General features: G+C 62.6%; 24 protein-coding genes and 1 pseudogene. 13 read left to right on the top strand and 12 right to left on the bottom strand.

Going from position 1 to position 25,528, the window contains the following annotated elements:
* Positions 1-102 precede the first annotated feature (102 nt).
* A pseudogene (locus tag C446_RS07565) lies at positions 103-1,155 on the top strand (ADP-dependent glucokinase/phosphofructokinase); the annotation flags it as partial.
* Positions 1,156-1,183: 28 nt separating this feature from the next.
* Here C446_RS07565 and C446_RS07560 read toward each other — a convergent pair.
* Together C446_RS07560 and C446_RS07555 are read right to left on the bottom strand one after the other, a co-directional pair.
* Entirely contained in the window at positions 1,184-2,077 is an 894-nt protein-coding gene (locus tag C446_RS07560) for a universal stress protein (protein ID WP_006672497.1), read from the bottom strand.
* Positions 2,078-2,191: 114 nt separating this feature from the next.
* On the bottom strand, positions 2,192-3,316 hold the full coding sequence (locus C446_RS07555; RefSeq protein WP_006672496.1) for a glycosyltransferase: 1,125 nt from the start codon (positions 3,314-3,316) through the stop codon (positions 2,192-2,194).
* A 140-nt stretch (positions 3,317-3,456) separates the two neighbouring features.
* Between C446_RS07555 and gap the strand changes: the two genes are divergently transcribed.
* Positions 3,457-4,527, top strand: coding sequence for a type I glyceraldehyde-3-phosphate dehydrogenase (gap, locus tag C446_RS07550; RefSeq protein WP_006672495.1), 1,071 nt, complete (start codon positions 3,457-3,459; stop codon positions 4,525-4,527).
* Positions 4,528-4,752: 225 nt separating this feature from the next.
* Here the strand turns inward: gap and C446_RS07545 are convergent, their stop codons facing one another.
* Both C446_RS07545 and C446_RS07540 read right to left on the bottom strand, forming a co-directional pair.
* On the bottom strand, positions 4,753-5,064 hold the full coding sequence (locus C446_RS07545; RefSeq protein ID WP_006672494.1) for a hypothetical protein: 312 nt from the start codon (positions 5,062-5,064) through the stop codon (positions 4,753-4,755).
* 3 nt (positions 5,065-5,067) lie between these two features.
* Complete coding sequence (locus tag C446_RS07540) at positions 5,068-6,246, bottom strand: hypothetical protein (RefSeq protein WP_006672493.1); 1,179 nt, start codon at positions 6,244-6,246, stop codon at positions 5,068-5,070.
* 753 nt (positions 6,247-6,999) lie between these two features.
* Here C446_RS07540 and C446_RS07535 point away from each other — a divergent pair.
* Together C446_RS07535 and C446_RS07530 are read left to right on the top strand one after the other, a co-directional pair.
* Positions 7,000-8,781 (top strand): acyl-CoA carboxylase subunit beta, encoded by a 1,782-nt coding sequence (locus tag C446_RS07535; RefSeq protein ID WP_006672492.1) that lies wholly within the window; start codon positions 7,000-7,002, stop codon positions 8,779-8,781.
* 307 nt (positions 8,782-9,088) lie between these two features.
* Entirely contained in the window at positions 9,089-9,457 is a 369-nt protein-coding gene (locus C446_RS07530; RefSeq protein ID WP_006672491.1) for a DUF5658 family protein, read from the top strand.
* Between the two features lie 139 nt (positions 9,458-9,596).
* Here C446_RS07530 and C446_RS07525 read toward each other — a convergent pair whose 3' ends face one another.
* Both C446_RS07525 and C446_RS07520 read right to left on the bottom strand, forming a co-directional pair.
* Positions 9,597-9,917: a HalOD1 output domain-containing protein gene (locus C446_RS07525; protein WP_006672490.1), complete on the bottom strand. Its 321-nt coding sequence runs from the start codon at positions 9,915-9,917 to the stop codon at positions 9,597-9,599.
* Positions 9,918-10,229: 312 nt separating this feature from the next.
* Positions 10,230-10,688, bottom strand: coding sequence for a MaoC family dehydratase (locus tag C446_RS07520; protein WP_006672489.1), 459 nt, complete (start codon positions 10,686-10,688; stop codon positions 10,230-10,232).
* 245 nt (positions 10,689-10,933) lie between these two features.
* Here C446_RS07520 and gdhB point away from each other — a divergent pair, with 245 nt between their 5' ends.
* Positions 10,934-12,211, top strand: coding sequence for a glutamate dehydrogenase GdhB (gene gdhB, locus C446_RS07515; RefSeq protein ID WP_006672488.1), 1,278 nt, complete (start codon positions 10,934-10,936; stop codon positions 12,209-12,211).
* A gap of 326 nt (positions 12,212-12,537) precedes the next feature.
* On the opposite strand, the gene C446_RS07510 is transcribed toward gdhB, so the two are convergent.
* On the bottom strand, positions 12,538-13,821 hold the full coding sequence (locus tag C446_RS07510) for a Cdc6/Cdc18 family protein (protein ID WP_006672487.1): 1,284 nt from the start codon (positions 13,819-13,821) through the stop codon (positions 12,538-12,540).
* Between the two features lie 863 nt (positions 13,822-14,684).
* On the opposite strand from C446_RS07510, the gene C446_RS07505 reads away from it, so the two are divergent.
* From C446_RS07505 to C446_RS07485, 5 genes are all read left to right on the top strand, one after another.
* Complete coding sequence (locus C446_RS07505) at positions 14,685-14,867, top strand: hypothetical protein (protein WP_006672486.1); 183 nt, start codon at positions 14,685-14,687, stop codon at positions 14,865-14,867.
* 389 nt (positions 14,868-15,256) lie between these two features.
* On the top strand, positions 15,257-16,114 hold the full coding sequence (locus C446_RS07500) for an HpcH/HpaI aldolase/citrate lyase family protein (protein ID WP_049920090.1): 858 nt from the start codon (positions 15,257-15,259) through the stop codon (positions 16,112-16,114).
* 172 nt (positions 16,115-16,286) lie between these two features.
* Positions 16,287-17,543: a Glu/Leu/Phe/Val family dehydrogenase gene (locus tag C446_RS07495; RefSeq protein WP_006672484.1), complete on the top strand. Its 1,257-nt coding sequence runs from the start codon at positions 16,287-16,289 to the stop codon at positions 17,541-17,543.
* Positions 17,544-17,674: 131 nt separating this feature from the next.
* Positions 17,675-18,169: a DUF2062 domain-containing protein gene (locus C446_RS07490; RefSeq protein ID WP_006672483.1), complete on the top strand. Its 495-nt coding sequence runs from the start codon at positions 17,675-17,677 to the stop codon at positions 18,167-18,169.
* A 139-nt stretch (positions 18,170-18,308) separates the two neighbouring features.
* Positions 18,309-19,154 carry a DUF6517 family protein gene (locus C446_RS07485; RefSeq protein WP_006672482.1) on the top strand — a complete coding sequence of 282 codons (846 nt, stop codon included), beginning with the start codon at positions 18,309-18,311 and terminating at the stop codon, positions 19,152-19,154.
* Positions 19,155-19,170: 16 nt separating this feature from the next.
* Here the strand turns inward: C446_RS07485 and C446_RS07480 are convergent, their stop codons facing one another.
* The 3 genes from C446_RS07480 to C446_RS07470 form a co-directional block, all read right to left on the bottom strand.
* On the bottom strand, positions 19,171-19,389 hold the full coding sequence (locus C446_RS07480; RefSeq protein ID WP_006672481.1) for a hypothetical protein: 219 nt from the start codon (positions 19,387-19,389) through the stop codon (positions 19,171-19,173).
* 23 nt (positions 19,390-19,412) lie between these two features.
* On the bottom strand, positions 19,413-20,600 hold the full coding sequence (locus tag C446_RS07475; RefSeq protein ID WP_006672480.1) for an acyl-CoA dehydrogenase family protein: 1,188 nt from the start codon (positions 20,598-20,600) through the stop codon (positions 19,413-19,415).
* Between the two features lie 322 nt (positions 20,601-20,922).
* Entirely contained in the window at positions 20,923-22,158 is a 1,236-nt protein-coding gene (locus tag C446_RS07470) for a DUF7544 domain-containing protein (RefSeq protein WP_006672479.1), read from the bottom strand.
* A 148-nt stretch (positions 22,159-22,306) separates the two neighbouring features.
* Here C446_RS07470 and C446_RS07465 point away from each other — a divergent pair, with 148 nt between their 5' ends.
* Positions 22,307-23,116, top strand: a complete 810-nt coding sequence (locus tag C446_RS07465) for an RIO1 family regulatory kinase/ATPase domain-containing protein (protein WP_006672478.1) — start codon at positions 22,307-22,309, stop codon at positions 23,114-23,116.
* A 220-nt stretch (positions 23,117-23,336) separates the two neighbouring features.
* On the opposite strand, the gene C446_RS19950 is transcribed toward C446_RS07465, so the two are convergent.
* On the bottom strand, positions 23,337-23,519 hold the full coding sequence (locus C446_RS19950; protein ID WP_239639473.1) for a hypothetical protein: 183 nt from the start codon (positions 23,517-23,519) through the stop codon (positions 23,337-23,339).
* Between the two features lie 28 nt (positions 23,520-23,547).
* On the opposite strand from C446_RS19950, the gene C446_RS19945 reads away from it, so the two are divergent.
* Together C446_RS19945 and C446_RS07455 are read left to right on the top strand one after the other, a co-directional pair.
* A complete protein-coding gene (locus C446_RS19945) occupies positions 23,548-23,742 on the top strand; it encodes a M24 family metallopeptidase (protein WP_006672476.1) in 195 nt (64 codons plus the stop codon).
* Positions 23,743-23,868: 126 nt separating this feature from the next.
* Complete coding sequence (locus C446_RS07455) at positions 23,869-24,642, top strand: helix-turn-helix domain-containing protein (protein ID WP_006672475.1); 774 nt, start codon at positions 23,869-23,871, stop codon at positions 24,640-24,642.
* A gap of 59 nt (positions 24,643-24,701) precedes the next feature.
* Here the strand turns inward: C446_RS07455 and C446_RS07450 are convergent, their stop codons facing one another.
* A complete protein-coding gene (locus tag C446_RS07450) occupies positions 24,702-25,442 on the bottom strand; it encodes a TOBE domain-containing protein (RefSeq protein WP_006672474.1) in 741 nt (246 codons plus the stop codon).
* Positions 25,443-25,528 lie beyond the last annotated feature (86 nt).

Below are 25,528 nucleotides of genomic sequence, written 5' to 3'. Positions count from 1 at the left end.
CTGGGTTAGATGCGGACTCCCGTGAAGTGGCGGCGTCCATGGTTGCAGACCTGAAACTCCCACCGCTCGGGATTCCTCCGCGTGAACGCGGAGGAGGATGTCAAGACAAACCTGCTTACCGCGCTGGGAACCGCACCGATCACGTACACGTATCTGGTTTCGGAGCGGCAGCTATCGATGTTCGAGCGCCCCGAAACAGTTCGGTATCCGGCAGTCGAGGACGGTCAGGTGAGCTACGTTCCCCTCCCAGAGGCCGTCACCGCGGATCGTACCAAGATCAACTGGGTCTTCGAGTTCGGGGATGGAGACGAGTTCTTCGGCGTGACCGCGCCGACGGACGCTCGGTTCATCGCCGCCTCGAGGCCGCCGGAGTTCGACCTCTCGGCAGGGGCCCTCGACGAGGCGATCGACCAGGTCGGCGAAACCGTCGATGGCGCTCTCCTGGCGGGGTATCACAACCTCACGCCCGACAACGTCGAAAGGGGGTACGAGGAGACGCATCGTCACGCACGCGAGGTCCTCCACTGACTCCGGTCGGGCAGCGACCTCGACGTTCACGTCGAGTACGCCGTCACCCACGACGACGACCTGAGAGACAGCATGTACGAGTTGATCCTGCCGGAAGCGAACGTCGTCGGTGTGGATACCCACGAGTTGACGATGCTACACGACGACGCGGGTATCGGCATCGACGGGGAGCCGCCGTCGGAGGCGACGCCGTTCGAACCCGAGGAGATCATCGATCACTACCGGATGCTCGAGGGGGTCCGCGAGGAACTCGGGGTCGACTGTCTGCAGTTGCACGCGATGGAGTATCACCTCGCCGTGATGGAGTCGTACCACTCGCCGGAGGCGCTTCGACGGGGGCTCGAGTTTTCGGCCGTCAACGCCGCCACCAAGGCGGCACTGGGACACATCTCTAAGCCCGAGGACCTCGAGAGAGGGCTGGAGTACGACCCCTCTGGGGTGGGACGAGAGGCGATCGAACTGCTTGCAGAACACGTCGGCGAGACGGCCGAGGACGGCATCCTCGAGACGCCCACGGTCGCCGCCTGCCCGAATCGCGTCGTCGACGAACCGGCGGGAACGGTCGGTATCGGCGACATCGTCTCCGCGTCGAGTTTCGTTCTGGAACTCGCTGTCTCCAACCGGTAAGAGAACACAACGGTCTCGGCCAGCGCCGTTACGGATGCTCGGCGCTCACCGGGACACAGAACACCGGCACGTCGGTCTGGCGGACGACGTTTTCGGTGACGCTCCCGAGAAACCACTGGCCGATTCCCGTCCGACCGTGGGTGCCCATAACGATCAGGTCGATGTCGTTCTCGGTCGCGTATGCGGGAACTTCCGTCACCGGCGAGCCGGTGACGATCGAGCCCGAAACTGAAACGGCCACGCCGGCGTCCTCGCGACGTTCCCGGACCGCATCGATCGCAGCTCGGCCCTCGTTCTCGAGGGGCTCGAGGAGCTCGTCGTCCGGTATGTCAGCGAGTGGACCCGTATCGATCGAGTAGAGCGCGTGTATCGACGACTCGAGTCGATTCGCGAGTCCGATTCCCCACTCGGCCGCGATCGCCGCACCGTCGCTGCCGTCTGTGGGCAAGAGGAGTCGATCGAACGGGACGTCGGCGATCGGGTCGTCGCCGGCGCTCGGTGGGACCGCGAGTACGGGGGTTCGGGCCGTTCGGAGGACGTTCTCGGTCACGCTGCCGAGGAGCACTCTGTCGATTCCCGTTTTCCCCTTCGTCCCCATCGCGATGACGTCGATTTCGCGTCGGCTGGCGTACTCCCTGATCGACTGGAACGGCGTTCCCTCCGTGACCGTCGTCGTGACGTCTATGCTCTCGTCGTGGTCGGCCGCCAGCCGTGCGATTTCCTCGACCGCGTCCGCGGCGCTCGCCTCGAGAGACGGGAACGCCAACTCGTCGTACTCCTCGGAACGCCCGGTATCGACGACCGACAGGACGTGGACAGTGGCGTCGATCCGCGACGCGAGCGCGATCCCGCGTTTGCCCCCGGCCAGCGCCCCGTCGCTGCCGTCGGTCGGTATCAGTACCGCGTCGATGAGCCGGCTCATGGGTGGGTCCCGGATTGCTTCACCGTCTCGGTGAATAACTGTGTGGGGGATGTCGACCGCTGGAGACCGGCCGGATCGGAGCCAGTGGCCGTCTCCAGTGTGTGGTCCGACAGATCAGGACTCACGTCCCAGCGCGTCGACGAAAATTTCGAGCAGGTCTACCAGTTGTCTGGGTAGCAGGAACCGCTTGCGGACACGTTGTCGGGCGTCGTCACCGAACGATCGGCGGCGCTCGTCGTGCTCTATGAGATCGACGAGCCGGTCGCCTGCCCCGGTCACGTCCTCCGGGCCGACGAGATAGCCGTTCCGGCCGTCCTCGATCTGAAGCGGGATCCCGCCGACGGTCGAGCCGACGACCGGCGTCCGCTTCCAGAGCGCCTCCGAGACGACGAGGCCGAACCCCTCGCGCAGTGATTTCTGGACGACGACGTCCGATAGCCGCTGGAGGGCGTTTATCGTCGTGTCCGGGAGGTCCGTCAACACGTGAACGTCCGGATCGTCGACCGCCTCGTCGGCGACCCGCTCGTAGAACTCCAGTCCCTCCGGATCGTCGCCGGCCATCCCACCGGCAAGCGCCAACTGGAGCGATGGGATCGACTCCGTCGCGGTTCGATACGCCTCGAGCGTGCCGAATTGATCTTTCCACGGGTCGAAACGCGAGACCTGGGCAACTACCGGCGCGTCGATCGCCGCATACGCCGAGCGGCTGAAAATCGCGTGATCGACCGGGCCGGTGTACTCCGAGACGAACGCGAGGTAGTTGTCGTCCGGATCAGTGAGATCGACGTGACACCGCCAGAGGATGGGTGCGTTCGGCACCCGTTCGTCGAGTCTCTCGAGCATCCCGAGCGGTTGCGGATCGTGGGCGACGACGAGGTCGTACTCGCTGTCGATCTCGGTCGCGTTTCGTTCGGTCACCTCGCGGTAGGTCGCTTTCATCTCGTCGGTCAGCGGTTCGCCGCTCCCCTGGAGACCGTTGTGGACCGCCTTCGTGACCTCGAAGAAGTCGTCGTCGGCGTCCATGACGAGCCAGTCGGTGTCGATACCGAGATCGTTACAGACCGGCACGATCGAACGGAGCAACTCCGCGACGCCACCGCCCGTCGCGGTCGAGTTGACGTGGAGGACCCGAACGTCCGACAGCGTCCCGGCGAGTTCACGGAGTCGCTCGAGGCGGCCGTCGCCAGTCGCGCTAGCGTAGGCCTCGACCGACCGGTCCGGAAGTGAAGGGGGATGCATCGTCGATGCGCGTCACCACCACGACGACGGTCGTATCAGTTGGGGCCAGAGGCTCGAGAGATGGGTTAGAGGAGATGTATCTATCGATATCCAACGTTTCGGGGACAACAAATTTACCTGCAGATGGTGGAGCCACGAGCATGAAGACGGCGACGAATGGCGGCTCGGAAACCGGCGAAACAGTTCGAATCGGACTCAACGGCTTCGGACGGGTCGGACGATGTCTCCTGCGGGCGTCGTTGACACACGACGACATCGATATCGTGGCGATCAACGACGTGATGGACGACGACGATATGGAGTATCTGCTCCGGTACGACTCGGTACACGGCCGACTCGAGGGGATTTCCCGCCGTGGTAACAGCCTCTTCGTGGACGATCAGGAGTTTCAGTTGCTCTCGGAACGCGAGCCGTCGGAGCTGCCGTGGGACGACCTCGACATCGACATCGCCTTCGAAGCGACGGGACTGTTCAGGACCCGCGAGGAAGTCACACAGCACCTCGAGGCCGGAGCGGACAAAGCAATCATCTCCGCACCGCCGAAAGGCGAGGAGCCGGTACCGATGTTCGTCTACGGCGTCAACCACGGGGAGTACGACGGTGACGACGTGGTCTCGAATGCCTCCTGTACGACGAACTCGGTCGCGCCGGTCCTGCAGGTCCTCGACGACAGGTTCGATGTCGTCTCCGGGCTTTTGACGACCGTCCACGCCTACACCGGTAGTCAGTCGCTCGTAGACGGCCCCATGGACAAGCGCCGTCGCGGCCGCGCCGCCGCCGAGAACATCGTCCCGACGACGACCGGTGCGGCCGGCGCGACCAGCGAGGTTCTCCCCGAGTTCGAGGGGAAACTCGAGGGGATGGCGATGCGAGTGCCGGTCCCGAACGGTTCGATCACCGACATTACCGTCAACATCCAGGAAGACGTACACCGCGAGGACGTAATCGAGGCGATCCGGGCAGCGGCCGACGACGAACTCGCCGGCGTCCTCGGCTACACCGACGACGAGATCGTCTCGCGGGATATCGTCGGACTGCCCCTCGCCTCGTACGTCGATCTCGAATCGGTGATGGTCGCGGCCAACGACACCGTCAAAGTGCTCGCCTGGTACGACAACGAGTACGGCTTCTCGAATCAGCTGCTCAAACTCGCGAAACACGTCGCAAGCGAATCGGAAAGCATCGACGCCGGACGGACCGTCGTCCACTGATCGGATCAGTGCGTGATTTGGTCGGCGACGCTTCGACCCACGTGCTGGCGAAGGAGGACCTCGAGTACCGGGACGAGTCGAGTGTCGACGAGGGTGACGTGAGCACGAACGGTCCTCGCCCGACTTGGGGGACACCCAGCTCGTGATCGGCCCCCACAGGTGGCTTCCCGACCATCGGTGACACGGGAGTTCCGGTCGTTCCTCACAGAGACGACGGAACTCACGCTACGCCTCTCGTGACGCGTCACCGTCGCCGGCCGCGGACGGCCACCAGCCGCTCGTGATCGACACGTAGACGCCGACTCCGAGCAGTAACGCGCCGTAAAACGCCCACCGTGGCCACCCGAACGCGAGAAACGCGAGGGTGAGCGCCAGGACCCACAGAGAAAGGATCAACAGGTCCGCGAGGACTCTGATCCCGGCGCTCACGACGGTCCGGTGTCGGCTGCGTTCCGTTCCCGTTCGTTCGCGTCCACGTGTACGTCCGCGCTCGTCGCCCGTCCGCGCTCGTTGCTCGTCTTCCGGTTCTGTTTCCATCCGTCAGAAGTGATACCCGTGTTTTTCGGTCAATCGATACGCGCTGATGCCCCAGACGTAGCTCTGGCCGGGCCACCAGGTGCGGGCGTTGTTGAACCCCGCGACGAGCACGTCGCCGTCGTCGCCTTCGGGATCACGGTAGTAGCTTACCGAGCCGCTGTCCCCGTCAGTGAGGTCCATCTCACCGCCCCACCGGATCTGCCCGCGACGACAGAAGTCCTCGGTGAAACACGTCACTGCATCGACCCCCTGGACCCGTCCGGTCGTATGACCCGTGAGAGCACCGACCTTCTCGAGGCGTTCGTCCCGGGCGAGCAGGTCCGCGAGGCCGTACCTCGTAAGCTGGCCGCGGACGCGAGCCGGCGTCGGCGCGTCGATCCAACTCGTCGGCGCGACCGACCCGTTCGGTTCGATAGCGGCGACGTCGGCGATCGGATGTGCACGAGACACTCGTCCGAGATCGAGCTGTTCAGCCCCCTGAATCGGCACGGTGAGTTGATCCCCAACCGGATCACCATCCCCCTCGAAGGCGTGTTCGGCGGTCGTAAAGAACGAACGTTCCGTCGACGGATCGTACAGAGCCGGTCCCAGCGTCGCCATGCTCGAGGGGGTTTCACAGGCAACCCCACTCGGGGCACCGCCGACTGGGTCCTCGAGGATTCTCGGCTCGGCCGAGTCCGGACGTACCTCTACGTCCTCGATCTCGATGAACGACTCCGCATCGATCGAGACGTCGTCCGCGAACTCCCGGATCGCATCCGGAATCGAGGACTCCGCACTCGAGACGCCGATCGAAATCGAGGCAGTCCCGCTGTCGTAGTCGCCAGGGACGACCGCGCTCCCGAGGTACCCGGTGAACGCGACGCGTGCCAGCAGTTCGTTCAGTTCGAACGCGTTCTCGACGGCGGCGTACCAGTCGGCGGGCACGTAGCGGACCCGTTCCTCGAGCGAAAAGGGGTCGTCGGGGTCGCTCCGAACCAGCGCGGTGACCACGGGGACCTCGTCGTCGCTGGCTGCGAGGAAGTCGTCGACGCCGAGGTAGTGGGCCATCCCGAGCGCGTACCCGCCGGTGACGACCGTTCTGAGGAACTCGCGACGGTCCATCCCAGCGTCGATCCGTTCCCGTAGCGTCGCGAGGCGGTCGCGGGTTCGATCGGATCGGTCGCTACGTTCGCCTAACATGTCGTCGGTGCCGGTTTCAGTTATCGCTGGGCCCCGTTCGGGGAAAGCTAATGTTCACGTACACGGGGCGGTCGGCTGGCTGTTGACACTAGCGTGGAATCGGGGAATAGCGATTGTGCCTGCAACTGCCGCGGCGGTTTTTGCTCGCAACCGACGGTTCGGTGACCTGCTCTCTACCGACGGCAACGCGGTACTGACGACGTCGTGGCGCTGACGATACGGACGATCGAGCCGACACGACACCGACGACACCGACGACACCGACGACACCAAGACGACGCGACATCGACCGGCGGGACTCGGTACCGACTACTGGTCCCGGTATAATAGCTGGACGACTGAACGCAAGCGCTGGTTAGCTACTGGCGAAAAGCAACGATTGTCTCCGTGTTGGTGACCGCGGAGACGACCGCGCAACGACTGACCACGACCACGACCAAACAGCGATCACGACTACACACCTGATTGCGTTCGCGTGATCCTCCCGACACGCGACGCATCCTCGTTCGCCCCCCGGCGAACGTCGACGGAGCGGTGGCTCACCTTCGGCACACCCATGCCACCTTTCTTTTCGTCTTCGTGTGGCGTCAGCTACAGACTTCCCGTATCCGGGCGTATGATCGAATATGACAGTCGAAATCGACCGGAAACTCGAGCGTGTCGTTCGTCGTTCGTTCGGGAACGATACGGGACGAGGAACGATCGCGGAGAAATCACGCTGGATTTTTTAGATGTCCCCGCAAGAAGACGGGTATGAAAGTCCGTATCGCGCCAGGGGCAACCGACGAGGAAGCCTCGGCGATCGCAGCCGCGATGGCCGAACACGTCGGAGACACGGTCGAAGTGTACGTCGGCGACGACGACGAGCCGAAAGCCGTCCACGAGCTCGCGAGCGCCGCTGGCTCCGGTAACGGAGCTCCGTCACCCGTAGCGGCCGCCGAGGGGGCCGCTCGAGACGACCTCGGACCGACCGAGCGCGAACGGAAGCTCCGCGAAGAGATCGCGGACATCCTCGAGGGTGGCCCCGAGAAGTACCGCGAGGGGCTCGAGGACAAACTGTTCGTCCGCGATCGACTCGAACTGTGGTTCGGCGGGGAGGGCAGCGACTTCCACTTCGAGGACGGCAAGTTCGCGGCTTTCGACGACTGGCACGAGAGCGGCGTCGGCGAGGAGACCGACGACCGTCTACCCGCCGATGGGCTCATCACGGGCGCTGCGGAGTTCGATGGCCGGGACGTTCACTTCATGGCCAACGACTACACGGTCAAGCGTGGTAGCATGGCCGCGAAAGGGGTCGAGAAGTTCCTGCGGATGCAACAGCGCGCACTGAAGACGGGGAAGCCGGTGTTGTACCTGATGGACTCCTCCGGCGGTCGGATCGACCAGCAGACCGGGTTCTTCGCGAACCGCGAAGGCATCGGGAAGTACTACTACAATCACTCGATGCTCTCGGGTCGTGTCCCCCAGATCTGCGTGCTCTACGGTCCCTGTATCGCTGGCGCGGCCTACACCCCCGTCTTCGCTGACTTCACGATTATGGTCGAGGACGTTTCTGCGATGGCGATCGCCTCGCCGCGGATGGTGCAGATGGTTACCGGGGAAGACATCGACCTCGACGAACTCGGAGGGCCGCAGGTCCACACACGAGAGTCCGGGTCGGCCGACCTCGTTGCCGAAGACGAGCAACACGCCCGCGAACTCGTCGCACAGCTGATCACGTACCTGCCGGACAACGCGGACGAGAAGCCGCCACAGACAGAAACACGACCGCCTGCCCGGTCGCCTGCCGGAATCGACTCCGTCGTCCCCGAACACCCAAACGAGGGGTACGACATGAAAGACCTCATCGACCGAGTGATCGACGACGGGTCGTTCTTCGAACTCCGCCCCGACTACGGCAAAGAGATTATCACCGCCTACGCGCGGATCGACGGTCGCCCGGTCGGCATCGTCGCCAACCAGCCGGCCCACCGCGCCGGTGCGATCTTCCCCGACGCCGCCGAGAAGGCCGCCGAGTTCATCTGGAAATCCGACGCGTTCAACGTTCCCATCCTCTACCTCTGTGATACGCCTGGCTTCATGGCCGGCTCACAGGTCGAAAAGGAGGGTATCTTAGAGCAGGGCAAGAAGTTCATCTACGCGACCTCGGCGGCGACAGTTCCTCAACAGACCGTCGTCGTTCGCAAGGCCTACGGGGCGGGGATCTACGCGATGGGTGGCCCCGCCTACGAACCCGAAAGCGTCATCGGGCTCCCCAGTGGCGAAATCGCGATCATGGGCCCCGAAGCCGCGATCAACGCCGTCTACGCGCGCAAGCTCTCCCAGATCGATGATCCGGAAGAGCGCGAGCGGAAAGAACAGGAACTCCGCGAGGAGTACCGGGAAGACATCGACGTCCACCGAATGGCGAGCGAGGTCGTCATCGACGAGATCATCCCGCCGAGTACGCTCCGTGAGGAACTGGCCGGACGGTTCGCCTTCTACGAAGACGTCGAGAAATCGCTCCCGGACAAGAAACACGGAACGATCCTCTGAACGTCGGAGCAGTCCTCGGGGCCGAAACGTGACCCGGGATCGAAGACGCCAGCCGCGAGTCGTCGTTCGAACATCGGCCCCCTCGATGGACGACCGGCCCCTGCGACCTTCGACGGTTAGCGTTCGGTGACGGTCCGTTGTCGACTTGTTACCACGAGTAGAGGCTGATTATCCGAACGTACCGACCTACTGGTCGATAATACGGCTCCCATAACAATGTCCGATCTGCTGGATGTCTCGAGTGCGGATTCCCCCGCACGCTCCCCACGGTCCGGCGGTTCGCCGGTTCGATCCCGGCGAGGAGCCTATGAGTTCCGACGGCGCGGACGCCCACCTTCGGGTCGATTTCCCCCTCGATATCGAACCCGCTCGTCTCGAGCGACTGTTGTGGGTGCTGGTCGGACTATCGCTCGTCGGCGACGTGGTGACGACGTTCGTCGGGCTTCACCTGGGTCTCGCGGAATCGAACCCGGTCGCGAGAAGCGCGATCGACGGCTACGGCCTGGCCGGAATGCTCGCCCTGAAGGCGTTCGCCATCGGCGTCGGGTTGGTATGTCGGCCGCTGTTGCCACGGGTTTATCGACCGATCGTGCCCGCTGGCCTGGCGCTCCCGTGGACGGTCGCCGTGGTAATCAATCTCGCGTTGATCACCGCCGTCGCTGGCGTTGGAGTCTAGCGGGAAAACGGGACGGCTCTGGATCGGACGTATACTGTCGGACAGCAGTCACGGCGAGGCCGATCGTGAACCCGTAGTCGTCGCCAACGCTGGTGACGCCAGCAGCACGATCGGCTTCGTGGCTTCCTGTCTAACAGTATTATACGTCGAGGTCGTCCTCCTCGAGGACATCGACGGTTCCATCGCCGCGGACGACGACGGTCCGGTCGACGTACTGGAATCGAACCGACGTGTCACCGGTCGCCGACTCTGCGGTGAGCAAAGCGTTCAGCGAGTCCGGATCGATCACGCGCGCAAGCGGCGGTAGATCACACGGGTCCTCGCCAGTCGCCTCTGCGACCGCGGACACGATCGCGTACACAGGCGTATCGGCGGCCTGTCGTCCCCAAACTGTCTGTTCGCCTACTCGTGACTCGCTCGAAAGTTCCGCGCCCCCAATCTGAGCGTCCTCCACTGTCATCACCCGAGGTCCAACGAACTCCAATAAATGGGTTTCCAAACGCCCGGTAGATTTACAATTATTTGTACTGAAATTCAGGGAGTCGACTGTGATAAGATGCCGATCAGCCGACGACGAATCGAACGATGTTATGATGTAGGGTCTACCGGCGGGAAGGCAGACAAAATCCCAATAAGTCGGTTGGGGGCCGGAATCCGAGTCGAGGGCCGGACTCTCCAAACGATCGAGTTGTCGTCAGTGTCGCTTCCTGAACGGGCAGTGGTGCAGGTCGTTCCGCAGAACGGGTCGAATCCCGTAAGTTCGGACGACAACTCAGGAGTCCGCGTGATCGCGTTTCAGTGACAGGACGGTTCTGTCGAACTCACAGACGAGTTCCTCGTCCTGGTTGTAGACCTCGACGGTCATGGTGACGATACCTCGTTCGCCGTCACTGGTCTCTCGCTTGTCCGTTACTATCGACTGAACACGAATCGTATCGCCGTGAAACACCGGGTTCGGGTGTTCGACGTTATCGTACGAGAGGTTCGCGACGATCGTCCCGTCGGTCGTCTCCGGGATCGAGATACCCACGGCAAGCGACATCGTATAGAGACCGTTGACCAGTCGCTCGCCGAACTGCGTGTCGTCGGCAAACTCGGCGTCCAAGTGCAGCGGCTGCTGGTTCATCGTCATATCACAGAACCGCTGGTTATCGCTTTCACTGATGGTTCGAGTACGCTCGTGTTCGATGGTTTCACCCACCTCGAACTCCTCGTAGTAGAGCCCAGGCATACGTTCACGATCGACCAAACGCTACAAAAGCGTGGTGTTCGGCGTCGACGGCAGCTATCCCGGCCGCGTCTCCCGTCGATAATCCCGTGCAGGCTGCTGCAAGTATTGCAGGAAAGAAAGAGCATTGACAAGGATTAAGAACAGGGGCCGGAAAACCCCAGCAACAGGGATACCCGGCGTCCGAAGCAGGCGGCCGTTTTCGGTCGCGTGGCTTCGAACTGGGGGACCCGAAGCCGATCACTATCATGACAGGATCTGACGATTCCACGGAGCCGAACGCGGAGGAAAGCGCCGTCGAGACAGCCCGTCGCCAACTCGAGCGAGCCGCTGCCCACCTCGACGTCGACGAAGGAACCGTCGAACGGCTACGGTACCCGAAGGACGTTTACCGCGTGACCATCCCCGTCGAGCGGGACGACGGAACGACCGAGATGTTTACGGGCTATCGTGCTCACCACGACAGTGTTCGCGGCCCATTCAAGGGCGGACTCCGCTACCATCCGGACGTCACCGAAGACGAGTGTGTCGGCCTTTCGATGTGGATGACCTGGAAATGTGCCGTGATGGATCTTCCCTTCGGAGGCGCGAAAGGTGGCGTCGTCGTCAATCCCAAAGAGCTAAGCCAAAACGAGAAAGAGCGACTTACCCGCCGCTTTGCCGAGGAACTACGGCCGGTTATCGGCCCGATGAAGGACATTCCTGCGCCGGACATGGGAACCGACCCCCAGACGATGGCGTGGTTCATGGACGCCTACTCGATGCAGGAGGGACAGACCGAGCCTGGCGTCGTCACCGGCAAGCCGCCGGTCGTCGGCGGTTCTCACGGACGCGAGGGCGCACCCGGACGCAGCGTCGGTATCATCACCCGTGAGGCGATCGACTTCTACGGCTGGGACATCGAAGAAACGACAGTCGCCGTCCAAGGCTTCGGGAGCGTCGGCGCGAACGCGGCCCGGTACCTCGACGATCGCGGCGCGTCGGTCGTCGCCGTCTCCGACGTCGACGGCGCGATCTACGATCCGGACGGGTTCGACACGAACGACGTCGAGGATCACGACGAGACCCCCGGAATGGTCTCGAGTTACGACGCACCCGAGAGCCTCACCAACGACGAACTACTCGAACTCGACGTCGACGTGCTCATCCCCGCCGCCATCGGGAACGTTCTCACCGGCGGGAACGCCCGCGACATCCAGGCGGACATGATCGTAGAGGGCGCGAACGGACCGACGACCTCGACCGCGGACCAGATCTTCGAGGAGCGGGAGATTCCGGTCATTCCGGACATCCTCGCGAACGCCGGCGGCGTCACGGTCTCGTACTTCGAGTGGCTCCAGGACATCAACCGGCGCTCCTGGCGACTCGAGCGGGTCCACGAAGAACTCGAGACGGAGATGCTCCGAGCCTGGGACGCGGTCCGAGAGGAGTACGAAAGCCGCGACGTGACCTGGCGGGACGCGACCTACATCGTCGCTCTCTCGAGAATCGCTGAAGCCCACGATTCACGCGGGCTCTGGCCGTAACCTCGCGGGCCGTGACAACAGCGCCGGACCGCCCAGAAATCGAATTCGCTCCGGCGGATTAGCCCCTTCTCGGACGCGGATCGCCGCTTTTCGACGCGGCCTGTTTCGAGTGACACCCGAAGATGAACCGTTGCTCGAGTGCCGGATGAGTGTCGAGAGCAATTGCCGTTATCTTCCCCACCGAGTGTCGTTCAGTGACGGAAGCGTTTCTTCGTCCCTGGACCCCCACCCCTCGTTCAGAGTGTAACTGGTACATGTTCCCGAGGGGGTCGCGAACGGAAGTCAGACCACAGAACGAGACGATGACTCGATCGAAGCCGGTACGGCTACGAAAACGACGATAGGTCGGCGTCCCGGTTCCGTGCTCCGTCGCCGCTTTCCGCCAGCCGATCGTACTCCGGCAGCTCCTCGAGGGACGCATCCCGACGGACGGCCTTGACGATGTGTTTTGGGTCCGTAACGAGTCGATGGAGGAGATAACTCCCCTGGGAACGGCCGCCGCCGGTCTTTTCCGACTCGATGACGCCGAGGAACGCCTGTTCCTTGAGTTGGCGGTAGAGGCCGTTCTCGGTGATCGGGTCCGTCGCGACCAACTCGCAGATGCTGACGTACCGCTCGTAGATTTCACGTGTCTTGTACGTCTCTCGATCACCGGTGATGATGCGACTTGCCAGCGCGTACAGCGCGAGTTTCGCGTGAACGGTCGCGCCGCTCGTGAGCTCCTCGATCCGGTTGATCTCGGCGACCTCCTGTGCCTGCTGGATGTGACTCTCCGAGACGTTCTCCGACCCCGTCCGGCGCGCGAGTTCGCCAGCCTCCTTGAGAATCTCGATCGCCTTGCGGGCGTCGCCGTGTTTCTTCGCTGCAAGCGCTGCACAGAGTTCGATCGTGCCGTCCTCGAGCACGCCCGGCTGGAAGGCGTCTTCGCGGTTGCGCATGATCTCCCGGAGCTGGGAAGCGTCGTAGGGATGGAAGAACAGCTCCCGGTGGCCGAAACTGCTGTCGATCCGCTCGTCGAGCGTCTCGCGGTATTTGACCTTGTTACTGATACCGATGACGCCGATGTAGGCGTCGGTCTTCTGGGCCTCACGGGCCCGGGAGAGTTGCATCAGGATGTTGCTGTTGTCGAGTTTGTCGATCTCGTCGAGAATCACGATAGTCGCATCGAAAAAGCCCTCGAGGATGTTCCAGATGTGCTGGTAGTACTCCATCGTTCCCACGCCCCGGACCGGGATATTGTCGTCGTACCCGGTCTGATCTTTCAGACTGAGCGCCATCTGTCGGGTCGCGCGAGTTTCCGTGTTCGCTTCCGAGCAATCGACGTAGAGCACGCCACAGTCGATCTCGTTGCTCCGGGCGGCGTCCTGGGCTCGCGTGGCGACGTGACGTGAGATGAGGCTCTTTCCGGTTCCCGTCTTTCCGTAGATCATCACGTTGTTCGGCGGATCCCCTCGAGTGATCGCCCCAACTTCCGCGGCGACGGACTGGATTTCGTCGTCCCGACCGACGATCCGATCCTCGTCGGGAACGTGACCGACGTGGAGGAGTTCCTTCCGATTGAAGATCGGATCGTGCGATTGGAACAGCGGGTCCCCTGCCTGGTCAGCCATATCTCCCTCCTTGGAGACGGACATAATAAAAGTATGGAAGGTAGTTCAGACTGATATTCTGCCGGAAGGTATTTTTTCAAGCCCTCTCGAGGAGGATTAGAGGTAGAACGAAACACACCGGACGCAGACTGAATGCGCTCACGGTGAAAGCAAACCCATCGGTCCTGGGACGGACGACACTCTCCCCCACCCCTCATTCAGAGTGAAAGGGGCTCGAATAAGATAGTGAACCACGACCTGATTCCGGTGTGAAGGGGTTCGGGAACCCGTCTCGATAGCCGGAACATCACGCCATAGGCCCCATCGCTGCTCGCAACTCGGTAGTCTTCGAAGCGAACCGCTTCCCAGCAGAGGAATCAGTACTGCATCCTGGAGGCTCCTACATTCTTATTTATATTTTACTAAAGAAGAAACATTTTCTTGGTTCTATTCGTTCCAATTACTAGCCACCGGTAACCGTGGTCTCGGTCTTTGTGGCTGTCTATTCCTCACGCTGTCCACTCTTCTTCCGACCTGATTCAGCTAGACTCCGCTCCACGCCATCCCACCCCCTCTCTTGACCGTTTTCACTCTGAACGAGGGGTGGGTCACCACTGTCGTCGCCGATCCGAGATCAGTGGACGCCCCGGATTCAGAGTGAAACAGACGAACGGGAGGGATGATCCGTTCCAGTCCGTGCCGTCCCGTTCCGTTGCTACTCCCGCAGTAGAATTCGTTTGAGGGAGTCACAGAACTATTCACAAGGGCGATTGCTCTCGCGTTGAAAAACCCGTTTCACGTTGGATTCAGTAAACCACCTGTTCACTACACCTGTTTACTGAACACCGTATATTACTTATTCCAACAGTTAGTTGAATACGCACATGGTCGCCGAATTGGCTATTAGCTTCGTTATCGGCTTCGGTGTCCTCCTCCTTGCATCGTACCTTGGGACGACATTGGCCTTGCGGTCGTTTTTCGGCCCGGACTATGTCGATCCCGTTTTGAAAAATTTCACGCTGGATAACGGCGATATGGAAGCTGATTCCGACCGAGACAATCAGTAAATCCAGCTACTGTACTGACCGCTCACTCGTCTTTCGCAGATCGGCTCTCAGTCCGTGCCACATTCGCACCCCGTAATTCAGCACGCAATTTCTGACAGCCTCGAGTAGATTTCGCTCTCTCGTTGTCCATCGGTCCCCTGTGCTGCCTGGCAGAGAGTAGTGTCGAATGGGGTGTTGACTGTTCTATGACTCCCCTATTTGTACCCCAACGACCATGACACAAGAAGCCCGCCAGCCCCCAACTCTTTCGAGGGCTTTCACTCTGAACGAGGGGTGGGCCTCACTGCCATCGCTCGACGGCTTCGACCGTTCCTCGATTACTGCAACCGCCGTTCGGGCACTCGTCGATAGACGCCCACTTCTATAGGCATGGCCCGAGGACCACCGGCATGGCTCGTAGAAGCGTCCTGTTCACGCCCGGTGACAGACCCGAAATGCTGCGCAAAGCACCCGATTCGGGTGCCGACGTACTCGTTTTCGACCTCGAGGATGCCGTCTCTCCGACCAGAAAGGACGACGCCCGTAATGCCGTCCGTGAGGTTCTCGCCGACCCGGCGTTCGACCCGGACTGTGAGGTCTGCGTTCGGGTCAACGTCGAGAGCGAGGCGATCGAGTCCGACCTCTCGACACTGTTCGCGAACGGGACGGAGCTTCGGCTCGACAGCGTCATGCTCCCGAAAACAAACGGCGCGGACGACGTTCGCAATCTCACCGCGTTGCTCGAGGACTACGGCGTCTCGTTGCCGATCATCGCGTTGATCGAGAGTGCGTCGGGCGTTCTCGCGGCGGCCGATGTCGCCGCTCGGCCGGCGACGGACGCGCTGGCGTTCGGGGCCGAAGACCTCTCGGCGGACGTAGGCGCGACGGTTTCCGACGACCGCTCGGAAGTGAGCTACGCCCGTCAACGGGTCGTCCTCGCGGCTGCGGCCCACGACTGTACCGCGCTCGATACGCTAGTCACGGACTTCGAAAACGAGCAACGACTCCGGGACGACGCCCGACGGTCCGTTCGGCTCGGCTACGACGGAAAGCTCGCGATCCACCCCGCACAGGTCGAACCGATCAACGAGGCGTTCACGCCCGACGAGGACGACCTCGAGTGGGCAGAACGCGTTCTGGAAGCCAAACGCGAGGCCGATGCGGAGGGACGCGGCGTCTTCGAAGTCGACGGCGAGATGATCGACGCTCCGCTGATCGCCCAGGCAGAACGAATCCTCGAGCGGGCCGACGCAGCCGGGGAGCGATAGCCGACTGTTCGATCCGACCCCACAACTCACCAGTCGAAAACACGATTCACCGCCGACCGATCGACCAGCGTTCGTCCAGTATATTAATCTATTGCAATACCTTATATTGTATATTATTTACTATAATCAGCATTCGCCATGCTTATTTCGGTATCCTCGGAAACGGCTACCAATGAGTGAACAAGCGAACCCGTTCGAAACGCTGCAGTCGCAGATCGACGACGCCGCAGCGCATCTCGAGATCGGCGACGACGTCCTCGAACGGCTCAAACACCCCGAACGGGTCCTCGAAACGAATCTCACGATCGAACGCGACGACGGGCGACTCGAGCGGTTCAAGGCGTTTCGATCGCAGTTCAACGGTGATCGAGGGCCCTACAAAGGCGGCATTCGGTACCACCCGGAAGTCGACCGCGATGAGGTCAAAGCACTGTCGGGGTGGATGGTCTACAAGTGCGCAGTCGTCGACGTGCCGTATGGCGGCGGCAAGGGTGGGATCGTCATCGACCCGGACCAGTACTCCGAGAGCGAACTCGAGCGGCTCACGCGTGCGTTCGCGAAGGAACTTCGGCCCCTGATCGGTGAGGATCGGGACATTCCCGCACCCGACGTAAACACCGGCCAGCGGGAGATGAACTGGATCAAAGACACGTACGAAACCCTCGAGAATACCACCGAACCGGGAGTTATCACCGGAAAGACGGTCACCAGTGGCGGCAGCAAGGGTCGGGTCGAGGCGACCGGTCGCTCGACGGTGATCGCCGCTCGTGAAGCCTTCGACTATCTCGGGAAAGAACTGGAGGGGGCAACCGTCGCCGTCCAGGGGTACGGGAACGCCGGCTGGATCGCGGCGAAACTGATCGACGAGATGGGTGCAACGGTCGTCGCTGCCAGCGACTCCAGTGGCGGCATCTACAACCCGGATGGCTTCGATCCCGCCGCGGCCAAGCAGTACAAAAACGAGACGGGAAGCATCGTCGGCTACGAGGAAAGCCAGGAACAGGTCACCAACGAGGACGTCCTCACGATGGACGTCGATCTGCTCGTTCCGGCGGCACTCGAGAACGCGATCGACGGCGAGCTCGCACGCGACGTCGATGCCGACGTGATCTCCGAAGCCGCCAACGGCCCTCTGACGCCCGAAGCGGACGCCGTCCTCGAAGAGGAAGACGTCTTCGTCGTTCCGGACATCCTCGCGAACGCCGGCGGCGTCACGGTCTCGTACTTCGAATGGGTCCAGAACCGCCAGCGGTTCTACTGGTCCGAGGAGAAGGTCAACGCGGAACTCGAAGCGCACATCGTCGAGGCCTTCGACTCCCTCGTCGAGACGATCGAGGCCCACGACCTCGAGAACCCGCGAACGGCCGCGTATGTGGTCGCGATCCAGCGGGTAGCGGACGCCTTCGAAGAAGCGGGATCGTTCCCCTGACCCTGCCCCTCTCCAGTTCTCGATCCATCGGTTCGTCGTTTACGGCCGGTGTCTACCGTCGGGACTCCGACAGCTCCGATCGGCCCCGATATCTTTTTTCTGATTCGGGAAACACCGACTGACAGGGCCGAATGCTACGTGAACGGCTGGTGACGTATCGCGACCGAGCGCGACGGAAGCTGACCGACGCGTTTCGAAGAGAGCACACCCCTCACCAGATCGCCGCGAGTTTTTCGATCGGCGTCTTCGTCACGGCGTTGCCCACTGGCGGGCTCGGCGTGGGGCTGCTCTTTGCGTTCGTCTCCGTCTGGTCCTGGATCAGCAAACCGGCGATCTTTGCATCCGTCGCCGTTCTCAACCCGTTCGTCAAACCGGGCGTCTACGTAGCGAGTTTCCAGGTTGGGGGAACGGTACTCGGGACCAATCCGCTTCCCTCGACGGCGTTGTCCTCGGAAACCGCCCGAACGGCAGTCCAGCAACTGCTGGTCGGTAACGTGATCGTCGCCGCCGTCCTTTCGGCGATCGGATACGTGCTCCTCTTGCATCTCACGCGTACGTACCGGCGTCGGAAGGGCTCATTCCCCGGCGTTCCCCCATCGAGACTTCGACGGTTGTTCCGGCGGTGATCGCGTCTTCGATCGACTCGACGAGGAAGCGAACCCGGACGCGAGGACGGAAATGACGCGGAAGACACCTCCAACGATCGAAAGCCGCGATGACCCACAAAGAGAAAACACTTATGAACTCAAAGAGTATTCCCTCTCGATGAAACGACGAACGTTCGTGGCAGGAGCCGGTATTACCTCTCTCACGGCGCTTTCCGGCTGTCTGGGACTCGTCGGCATGGACGAACACACGGCGTCACCGGCTGGCGTGGCTTCCGAGGCACGCGAGGAGACGGGATACGAACGAGCCGCCGTCGGTCCGGTCGTCCTCGAGGAGTCGGTCGATGTCGGCCCCTACGCCGAAACCATCACCGTCACCAACTACCTGACCGAACACGAGAAGTCGGTCGACGTCGGCCCACTCGTCGAGCAACAGGCCGCCGTTTTCATGGTTCTCTCGACGCCGCAGATCAGCGTAGCCGGACAGCAGTTCAACCCCGTCGAGGAGCTGTCCGCGACCGAACTCGTGGACCTGCTCGAGGACAACTACGACGACATCGGTGACGTAACTTTCGAGAGCGAGGAGTCGATTACCGTTCTCGGTGAGCCGACGACGGTCTCCCGGTTCGCCGCGGACGCCGAGTTCGACGGCATCGACCTCGAGGTCGACCTCCACGTCACCGAGGCAGTGCCGAGTGGGGGCGATCTGATCGTCACGATCGCGGTCTATCCGCGGGAGCTCCGTGCTCGAGAGGAAGCGTACGTTCACCGACTCGCCGAGAGCGTCGTCCCGGAGCTGGATGAATCGGCCGGGGACGGCGAGGACGGCGGCGACGAGGATAACGATCCGGACGACGGCGACGACGGGGAGAGTAACGACGATAGCGAAGACGAAAGTGAAGACGAGAACGAAGAGGAAGACGAAACTGAACACGAAGACGAGGACGAAAACGAGGACGCCGACGAAGACGACGGAATCGGGATAGAACTGTCACTCACCGGGTAACGGCCCGGCCGGCAGCTCACACGAGCCCCGCCCCGTACGCCGCGACCGCGAGACCGGCGACGATCATCACTGCGCCGACGCCTTTCGTGACCGCGATACGATCGCTCTCCTCGACGTTCGAGTCCTCGAGGGGTGCCATGCCTTCGCGTCGCTGGGCCTCGACGATCGCCGGCGCGTACCACACGCCAGCGAGACCGAACGCTGTGAGGACGAGGCCGATGACGATTGCGAACACGGGCCCGAACGTACGACCGCCGGTTAGAGCCCCAGCTCCCGGCCGATCACGAGATGCTGGATTTCGCTGGTTCCCTCGCCGATCTCCATGAGCTTGGCGTCGCGGTAGAACCGCTGGGGGGCGAAGTCCGTCGTGTAGCCGTATCCGCCCAGCACCTGCACGGCGTCTTCCGCGACCTCACGGGCCGCCTCGCTGGCGTCGAGTTTCGCGAGTGCCGACTCCCGCGTGACGGGCTCGCCCGCGTCGTAGGTCGTGGCGGCCTGATGAGTCAGCAGACGGGCGCGCTCGATCTTGCGGTGCATGTCGACCAGCTTGTCCCGGATCGCGTCGAACTCCGAAATCGGTTGGCCGAACTGTTCGCGCTCCTGACTGTACTCCTTGGCGTGATCGTACGCACCCTGGGCGAGCCCCGTCGAGAGCGCGGCGATGGAGATCCGGCCGCCATCGAGGGTCTTTTTCGTCTGGTCCCAGCCGTCACCCGTCTCGCCAAGCAGCCGGTCTTCGGAGACCCGGACGTTCTCGAGTTGTATCTCACAGGTCGGTGAGGCGTTCAGTCCCATCTTGTCCCAGACGGTCGTTACCTCGAACCCGTCGTCCTCCTGTGGATCGACGATGAACGTGGAGATTCCGTCGTAGCCCGCGTCGGTATCGGTAACGGCCTTGACTAGTACGGAGCCGGCCTCGTTCGCGTTCGTGATGAACTGCTTGGTGCCGTTGAGGACCCACTCGTCACCGTCTTTCGCCGCGGCTACCCCGCTTCGTCCCGCGGCTTCTGCCTCGCGTTTCTCCGCGGTCGTGTCCATGTCCGACGCGTCGGAGCCGCTTCCAGGTTCGGTCAACGCCCAGCCACCCATGTGCTCGCCTTCCGCGAGCGGTCGGAGCCATCGTTCCTTCTGTTCCTCGGTGCCGAACAGCTCGAGCGGTTTCGACGCCAGCGACACGTGAGCGACGTAGGAGAGTCCGACCGAGCCGGAGACGCGACCGATCTCCTCGGCGACCAGCGAGTACATCAGCGTGTCGCCGCCGAGCCCGCCGTACTCCTCGGAGATGGGAACCCCCATCATGTCCAGCTCCGCCAGCTGGTCGAAGATTTCGTCGGGGAACCGGTGTTCCTCCTCGATCTCCTGGGCGATCGGCTCGATTTCCGTTTCGCAGAAGTCCCGGACGGTCTTCTGGATCATCCGATGCTCGTCGGACAGCTCGAAGTCCATACGCAATACTTGCCAACCTGGGAAATAAACGCACCGACAACGTTCGACATGGAACACGTTTGCAGTACACCTGGTGGCTGACGAGTCGTCTCGGAAGAACGGGCCGGAAACCGGAACGGACACAACGAGGTCCTGCTCGAGCGAAGACGACGGCCCAGTACCCGGTGAGGAGTACGACACGAATAGCGGACGAACGACAGGGACGAACGACCGAGCAGCGGACGACAGGGACGAACGACCGAGCAGCGAACGACAGGGACGAACGACCGAGCAGCGAACGACAGGGACGAACGACAAACGAGTGTCGAGACGCGGCGGACCGTTACCAGCCGCGTCCGTCGTCCCCGCTATCTTCGTCGTTCTCGTCGTCTTGTGCGTCCTCGCTTCGATCCGAGTCACGGTCGATATCGGTGTCCCAGCCGCTCGAGCGGTCCCAGCCGCTGCCAGTCTCGCTCTCGTCGTCCGTGTCGTCGTCGGTCTCCCAGAGCGGCTCGTCGTCGGGCGTGGTTCCCCAGCGACCGTCCGGCGCGTCGGGACCCGTCCCGTCGTCCGGTCCTCCAGGACCGACGCCGCCAGCACCGCCGCGGTCGTCGCCGTTACGGACCGCAGCCCGCTGTTCCGGGATCAGATCGAGTTCGGGCTTCGTGTCCCCGAGCAACAACAGCGCGTAGTACTGGAAGTACGTCCGAATCGGCATCTGAATGAGTGCGTAGACCAGAATCACTGCGAGCGCACCGAGAATCACGACGAATATCGCGAGCAAGACGCCGATGTCACCGAGCATCGTCAGGAGGACGGCGACGATCGCGAACGGAATGATGACGAGGAGCGCGCCGAACACCAGCAAAATCCCCGCAGCGATGTTGACCACGAGCTGCAGTATCCAGACGAGTACCAGATACACGGCGTACTCCGCCAGGTTCGACGTCAGCGTACCCCAGAACCGGCCCCACGCAGAGAGGATGCCTCGCTTCTCGAGTAACATCACCGGAGCGACGAATTCGGAGGTAAAGCGCATCGTGATCGCGTAGACGAAATAGACGGGAATCGCGAGCAGGCCGATCAGTACCAGCGATCCGGCCGCGGCCTCGAGCGACGAGGCGCTGAGTAACACGACCGCTATCGGCCCCCCGATGAGCAGGGCCAGCAGGATGCCGGCGACGATCCGGAACAGGAACAGCTGTAGGGCGCGTCCGAGGTTTTCCTTGCCGAACCGTCGTATCCGGACTTCCATGGAGCGAAGCGACTCCAGAAAGACGAACTCCATGATGGCACCGATCAGTCCGAGCAACAGCCACAGCAGGAGTCCGACGAGAAGCACGACGCCGACGAAGAGCAACACGTCTTCGGGGAGTTCCTCGGCGGGCGCGTCGACGCCGGTCTCTTCGAGCGCCGGATCGATATCGCCCGTAGGAACGCCGCCACCGCCGCCCAGGCCCATGCTCCCGCCGACGAAGAGGACGACGATCGCGAGTTTGAGCCACAGTCCGGCACGAACGGGCAACAGCAGGTCCCGCGTTACGTCGATCGCATCGCCGAGATCGTCGATCGCATCCATATCCGTGATATACCATCCCATCAGTGAAAATAATACTGTCTGACGTTCGTGGGCGTTAGATCGTCCGAGCGGCGGGTCTCCGTTCGAAATACGTCCTACCGACGACACTTCGGGACGCATTTAACTCCGAAGGTTCTCTCTCTCGGGTATGGATATCCGCCAGCTCGTTCGTGGCACGGTCGAGTGGGACCGAATCGAGCGAGTCGTCCGGACACTGGCGGAGCGACACGACCGCGAAGTCGTCCGCGTCGAGTTCCTCGAGGCGGATAACTGGTTGTCGACACCGTTCGTCATCGACGACGAGTGGTTCGTCAAGATCGTCTCGAGACAGAACGCACTGGTTCATGCCGTCCTCACGACCGGACGAAACGTCGGTGCCGTCTCGGCAGGAACCGGCGGCTTCTTCGACCGGTTCGATACGCCCCGCGAGATGGTCGAACACGAGTACGAGGCGACCCAGCGGATGCGAGAGATCGGTATCAACGCGCCACAGCCGATCGAGGCGTTCGAGGTGAACGGACTGGGCGTGCTCGTCCTCGAGTACCTCCCCGACTTCGAGTCGCTGGGAACGGTCTCGGACGCGGTCGTCGCCGAACGCGCACCGGAACTGTTCGAGATGCTCGCGACGCTGCATGCCCACGGACTGGCCCACGGTGATCTGCGGGCCGAGAACATCCTCATCGCCAACGGCGAACTCTACTTCATCGACGCCACGAGCGTCCACGAGGACCGGGTTTCGGAGACGACCGCTTACGATCTGGCCTGTGGGCTCGCCCTCCTCGAGCCACGGATCGGCGCGCGCCGGTCGGTCGAGGCCGCATCGGGAGTCTACGACGCGTCGGACCTGCTCGCTGCGCGACGGTTTCTCGATTTCGTCCGCCTGCGACCGGATCACGAGTTCGACTCGACGAAGCTACGGAGCGAACTCGAGAAGGCGGCGGAGTTGAGCCGAAACTGACGGGTCTCGACCGTCAACGACCCGCCTGATGTCAGGCGGGACTCGGCGATGGCGACGTTCGTCCACTCGTGGGATAACTCCCTTGTGAAGTACCCCGGGGTCAAGTGGTTCGAGACGCTTCGCGTCTCGTCATCACGGAAGATAACGTCTTCCGTACGACCCCGAGCCACTCTCGCTGTCTCTCTGTAGAGGCCCCTATCGTCAAGCCGACCGTCGGCGGCTACACGACCGAACTCGAGCGGACGATGTTGGGAGGAAAGTCGCCGACGAGCAGCGGACCTACTTCGAGAGTATGACGGAGTCCCAGGAGATCGCGATCGACACGATCGGCCAGGCCGTCGAGTACACTGCCGTCGAGGAGGCCGTCGTCGACTCCTCCGAGGAACACGGCGTCGCGGTACACGAAACACCACGTCGGGCACGACATCGGGATGGTGGGGCACGAACGACTGTTTCTCGACGTCGAGCAAGACGGGGAGATTCGACCGGGAGAACTGTTCACCGTCCAGCCGAGGTTCTACGTGCCCGGCGTCGGCGGCTTCCGCCACTCCGATACCGTGGTCGTAACCGACGATACGGAGACACTGACCGACTATCCGCGGGACCTCGAGTGGTTGATCGTCTAACCGCTTCCGGGAGACCGAGTACCAGTCTCGGCCGTTCACCGAGGGATCATCCGTCGATCGCTGGCAGCAGTCGACGAAGCCGCCGAAAACGGAACATAGAAACCGCTCCTTGAGACACGATTACGCATGAGTCTCGAGGGCGAGTTATCCAGCGTTCGACTGACGCTCGATCTCTGGCATCCGAACTGCTGGGCGATCGAGGCGACCGATCGAACGGGCGGTGGGGTGCTCGCACACGCGGTGTACAACTCGCCGACGACTGGCGGGACCGGAGGTGAAGTCGGGGACAGCAACAAAAGCAGAAACCGCGGCGACACCGACGATTCGAACACGGTAAAGGGGCTGTTTACCGCTTTCGGCGATACGTCGGGAGAAGTCGAGAACGTTCTCGACGCGATCCGGGCCTCGGAACACTCCGGCGAGGTGTTCGAACTTCAGGAACGGTTCGGTCGCGCACGAAACGCGCCGGGCAACGTCGTCCGGGAATTTTTCCTCGAGTACGATCCCACGGAGATGGTCTGTCCGACGCTGCTCGAGAACGGGTTCGTCCACAGCGCGCCGGTCCGCATCGAGGACGGCAGCGAGGAGTGGAACCTCTGTTTCGCCGGGGACCGGTCGGCGATCGAGGAGTCGCTAGACGATGTCCGCGAACAGACCGGTGCCGAGGTGACAGTCACGTCGATCACGACCTCCGAAACCCCGGACCGCTCGACGCGAGAACAGCGACTCGACACGCTGACGACGGCCCAGCGGGAGGTGTTCGAACACGCCCGCGAGGCCGGCTACTACGAGTGGCCCCGGGAAGTGACGACCCGCGAACTGGCCGACGATCTGGACCTCGCGAAGTCGACGTTGCTCGAGCACTTGCGGCGGGCGGAGTCGAAGTTGCTCGATCCGTGAGTGACTCCGGCCTGATTTCGGTACCGATCACGGCTCCAGTCCTGGTCCCGGTCCCGACCTCATTCGTCCCGGCCGACCGCTGACGGGATGTCGGAGTCGGCAGCATCGTCTTCATCGATCGCGATCGCCCTCGCAGCCGTCGCCTTGAACGACGCCGCGATCTGCCGGTCGGGCTCGAGTCCCAGACGTTCCACGCTGGCTTTCGTGACGAGCGCCTGGAGCGTGCTCTCGGGTGCGAGCCCGACTGTCACTCTGGTGATCTCGTTTCCTGGTTCGAGGGACGTGACCGTGCCAGTGAACTGATTTCGGAGGCTCGTACTGTCCCCTCGTGGCGTGTCGTCGGGCTCCGTCAAGACGACTGCGTCCGAGCGGACGGTGACCTGGACCTCGCTTGCGTCCGCGGGGACTATCGCGATGATCTGCCCGATCTCGGTGTCGACGGTCGCGAGTTCGCCGGTTCGGTCCCGAACTGGCCCCGTAAAGACGGACTCCGTCACCCGTGCGACGCCGTCGAGTTCCGCGTCGTGCCGGTCGAATTGTCGGCACAACGTTCGCGCGGTTCGGGTTAGCTCGGTTCCACCGCCGCCGCTTCCCCCCCGTTGTCGCTCCGTGATCGGCCCGACGGCCTCCTCGATCTCGACGACGCGGTTTTGGAGTCGAGCGTACGACCGGCCCAGCGCGTCGGCTGCCTTGTGCATCGATCCGTGTCGATCGATCGCATCGAGCATCTCGATGTCGCGCCGGTCGATCGTGACACCGTCGACGGACAGTTTCGTGCTGTAGTCGCGTTCGATCGTCATCGGTAGTGACCTCGGTCGGTTGTGCCAGGAGCTGTCGTGCAAAGCAGGGTCATGTGTCGTCGGTTGTCGGACCGTCGAGCGACATC

This window comes from Halobiforma nitratireducens JCM 10879, from assembly GCF_000337895.1.
Lineage (GTDB): Archaea > Halobacteriota > Halobacteria > Halobacteriales > Natrialbaceae > Natronobacterium > Natronobacterium nitratireducens.
This window is presented reverse-complemented; position numbering and strand designations above follow the sequence as displayed.